This window comes from Burkholderia sp. E168m23 (genome assembly GCF_016586125.1).
GTDB classification, from domain to species: Bacteria; Pseudomonadota; Gammaproteobacteria; order Burkholderiales; family Burkholderiaceae; genus Burkholderia; species Burkholderia orbicola.
The window spans coordinates 1-2,847 of sequence record NZ_BCPP01000917.1; the positions used below are offsets into that span (position 1 = coordinate 1).

The 2,847-nt window shown below is 66.6% G+C and carries 3 protein-coding genes; all 3 read left to right on the forward strand.

Annotation, left to right across the window (positions count from 1 at the left end):
• A partial coding sequence (locus tag JMF90_RS31895) for a gamma-glutamyl-gamma-aminobutyrate hydrolase family protein (RefSeq protein WP_201325925.1) occupies window positions 1-839 on the forward strand: 839 nt, incomplete at its 5' end.
• Window positions 824-2,161: a glutamine synthetase family protein gene (locus tag JMF90_RS31900; protein WP_069232896.1), complete on the forward strand. Its 1,338-nt coding sequence runs from the start codon at window positions 824-826 to the stop codon at window positions 2,159-2,161. The genes JMF90_RS31895 and JMF90_RS31900, both read left to right, overlap by 16 nt.
• Before the next feature lie 28 nt (window positions 2,162-2,189).
• On the forward strand, window positions 2,190-2,847 hold a 658-nt coding region (locus JMF90_RS31905; RefSeq protein ID WP_201325926.1), incomplete at its 3' end, for an aminotransferase class III-fold pyridoxal phosphate-dependent enzyme.

A 2,847-nucleotide genomic window follows, 5' to 3' on the forward strand; every position in this document is an offset into this window, starting at 1 on the left:
TGCGCGCACGACCGATCGTAGCCGTCACCGCCGACCGCATCTTGCGCGGCGCCCATCCGAACCACACGGCGGGTGAGAAGTACCTCGCCGCCGTCGTCGACGGCGCCGGCGCGCTGGCGTTCGTGCTGCCCGCGCTCGGCGCGCGGCAGCCGGCCGACGCGATCGTCGCGGCAATCGACGGGCTGCTGTTGACCGGCAGCTATTCGAACGTCGAACCGCATCATTACGGCGGCACCGCCAGCGCGCCCGACACGCTGCACGATCCGGCGCGCGACGCGACCGCGTTGCCGCTGATCCGCGTGGCGATCGACGCAGGCGTGCCGGTGCTCGCGATCTGCCGCGGCATGCAGGAGCTGAACGTCGCGTACGGCGGCACGCTGCATCAGCGGCTGCATGCGACGACCGGTTTCGACGACCATCGCGAACGGCCGGCCGATCCGCTCGAACGGCAGTACGGTCCCGCGCACGTCGTGCAGCTCGCGCCAGGCGGCCTGCTGCAGCGGGTCGCGCGCGGCGCGCACGAGGCGACGGTCAATTCCCTGCACGACCAGGGCATCGCGCGGCTGGGCACCGGGCTCGCGGTCGAAGCGAGCGCGCCCGACGGGCTCGTCGAGGCCGTCAGCGTGCGCGGCGCGCGTGCATTCGCGCTGGGCGTGCAGTGGCATCCCGAATGGCGCTACGCGGAGCAGCCGCTGTCGCGCGACATCTTCGCGGCATTCGGCGCGGCGTGCCGCGCGCGCATGACGCACCGCATGCATGCTGCTGGCGGCGCGACGCCGTCGCCGGCCGCATCCGACATCGACATCGACCAACGAGGCCGATCATGCAACCCGAACTGAGCGAATTCCTGCGACAGCACCGTATCACCGAAGTCGAGGCGATCATTCCCGACATGGCCGGCATCGCGCGCGGCAAGATCATTCCGCGCAACAAGTTCGAATCCGGCGAATCGATGCGCCTGCCGCAGGCCGTGATGGTGCAGACCGTCACCGGCGACTATCCGGAGGACGGCACGCTGACCGGCGTGACCGATCCCGACATGGTGTGCGTGCCCGATCCGTCGACGATCTGCCTGATCCCGTGGGCGGTCGATCCGACCGCGCAGGTGATCCACGATTGCGTGCATTTCGACGGCTCGCCGGTCGAGATCTCGCCGCGCTACGTGCTGCGCCGCGTGCTCGACCTGTACGAGGCGAAGGGCTGGAAACCCGTGGTCGCGCCCGAGCTCGAGTTTTATCTGGTCGACATGAACGCCGACCCCGACCTGCCGCTGCGTCCGCCCGTCGGCCGCACGGGGCGGGCGGAAACGGGCCGCCAGTCGTATTCGATCGAGGCGGTCAACGAGTTCGATCCGCTGTTCGAGGACATCTACGAGTACTGCGAAATGCAGGGGCTCGATATCGAGACGCTGATTCACGAAGTCGGCGCCGCGCAGATGGAGATCAACTTCGTGCATGGCGACGCGCTGCCGCTGGCCGACCAGGTGTTCCTGTTCAAGCGCACGGTGCGCGAGGCCGCGCTGCGTCACAACATGTATGCGACCTTCATGGCCAAGCCGATGGAAAACGAACCGGGTTCCGCGATGCACATTCATCAGAGCCTTGCGGACATGCGCACCGGGCGCAATCTGTTCGCCGACGAAAACGGCGCCGTGTCGCCGCTGTTCCGCAGCTATCTGGCGGGGTTGCAGAAGTACACGCCGGCGCTGATGCCGATCTTCGCGCCTTACATCAATTCGTACCGCCGCCTGTCGCGTTTCATGGCCGCGCCGATCAACGTGCAGTGGGGCTACGACAACCGCACGGTGGGCTTTCGCATTCCGCAGTCGAGCCCGATCGCGCGCCGCATCGAGAACCGGATTCCGGGCGTCGACTGCAACCCGTACCTCGCGTTCGCGGCGACGCTCGCCGCCGGCTATCTCGGCATGACGCAACAGCTCGCGCCGACCGAGCCGATCGCATCGGACGGCTACGACCTGCCGTACCAGCTGCCGCGCAACCTCGAGGAAGGCATCTCGCTGATGGCCGCGTGCGAGCCGCTCGCCGGCATCCTCGGCGACAAGTTCGTGAAGGCCTACCTGGCGTTGAAGGAAACCGAATATGAAGCGTTCTTCCGCGTGATCAGCTCGTGGGAACGCAGGCACTTGCTGCTGCACGTATAAGCGTGCGGCGCTGTTTGACGGAGAAAACATGACCGATCGAAATGAAGCTTTTCCGCCGCGCTCGACCGCCGATTTTCGCGCGCTCGATGCCGCCCACCACATCCACCCGTTCTCCGACATGGGCGCGCTCAACCGCGCCGGCAGCCGCGTGATCGTGAAGGCCGACGGCGTCTATCTGTGGGACTCGGACGGCAACAAGGTGATCGACGGGATGGCCGGCCTGTGGTGCGTGAACGTCGGCTACGGCCGCAAGGAGCTCGCCGACGCCGCGTATCGCCAGATCCAGGAACTGCCGTTCTACAACACGTTCTTCAAGACCACGCATCCGCCGGTGATCGAGCTTTCCGCGATGCTCGCGGAAGTGACGCCCGCCGGCTTCAACCACTTCTTCTATTGCAACAGCGGCTCGGAAGGCAACGACACCGTGCTGCGTCTCGTGCATCAATACTGGCGCGTGCAGGGCAAGCCGCAGAAGAAGGTCGTGATCTCGCGCAAGAACGGCTATCACGGCTCGACGATCGCGGGCGGCACGCTCGGCGGGATGGGCTACATGCACGAGCAGATGCCATCGAAGGTCGAGCACATCGTGCACATCGACCAGCCGTATTTCTTCGGCGAAGCGGCAACCGGCGAGACGCCCGAAGCGTTCGGCCTCGCACGCGCGCAGCAGCTCGAAGCGAAGATTC